The sequence below is a fragment of the Oleiphilus sp. HI0066 genome (genome assembly GCF_001635725.1).
This window is the reverse complement of sequence record NZ_LWFH01000338.1, coordinates 1-903: the sequence shown is the minus strand read 5'-3', so window position 1 is coordinate 903 and position 903 is coordinate 1. Positions and strand designations below refer to the sequence as shown.

The window sequence follows — 903 nt, the reverse complement described above, 5'->3', positions numbered from 1 at the left end:
GGTTTGGCGTACCTACCAAATCAACAGTACCTTCGCTGACAGTCCAGTTAGTAAACCCATTGTAGTTAAGGTGAGAAGTCTGAGTTCCCTCAGAATCAAAATCATCCTGAAAAATAATAGCGGCTTGCGCACTTACTGCGAGCAACATAGCCACAACAAAAGCAGTCATCCGTGTATACATCTGCAAATCTCCAATCTTATAAATAAAGTCACCAATTCGGCTCGGTGAATGCAGCAAATATCCAACCATTTTTTATGAACCATCTGATATCAATAACTTAACCATAAAACCTGAATATAAAAAAAAGAGAAATGTAAATTATCCTGACGCTTTCAGTAAACATGAACTAAAAAATAGCTCCCATACTTGCGACAGCATTTAAAGGAATAGACTCAGCTCACGCTTTCGCTCTATCTCGATGCGCAACCGCGTTATTATGTTTTGTATCACACATAACAAAACAATCACCTTTATTCTTCTGCACATAAAACACTTATCAATTCCATTTCGCTCCTTATAATAGGCTCCAAAATAAATTCAAAGAGAGTAAAGACATGCCAAAAGCTAGCGAAATAAAAAAGAATGCAGCCATTGAGTACAACGGCGAAGCGTATTTTGTAAAAGACATCGAGCGTTCTGTTCCGCAAGGCAGAGCGGGAGGGAGCCTTTACCGTATGCGCATGTATAACGTGACAACTGGCCAGAAGATTGACGAAACTTTCAAAGATTCTGACATGCTTAATTTCGCCGACTTGAGCAGACGTCCCGTCACATTTTCATACAACGATGGCGACGAATATGTATTTATGGATAGCGAAGACTATTCGTCTTACTCACTGCAAAAAGCCAGCATTGAAGAAGAGTTGCTGTTTATCACCGATGCATCTCAAGGCCTACAGGTT

Annotated in this window: 1 protein-coding gene and 1 pseudogene; one reads left to right on the top strand and one right to left on the bottom strand. The window is 40.1% G+C overall.

The features are described 5' to 3' along the window. A partial coding sequence (locus tag A3738_RS04900) for a hypothetical protein (RefSeq protein ID WP_197473599.1) occupies positions 1-250 on the bottom strand: 250 nt, incomplete at its 3' end. A 305-nt stretch (positions 251-555) separates the two neighbouring features. Here A3738_RS04900 and A3738_RS04895 point away from each other — a divergent pair. Then, positions 556-903, top strand: a pseudogene (locus tag A3738_RS04895) (elongation factor P-like protein YeiP); the annotation flags it as partial.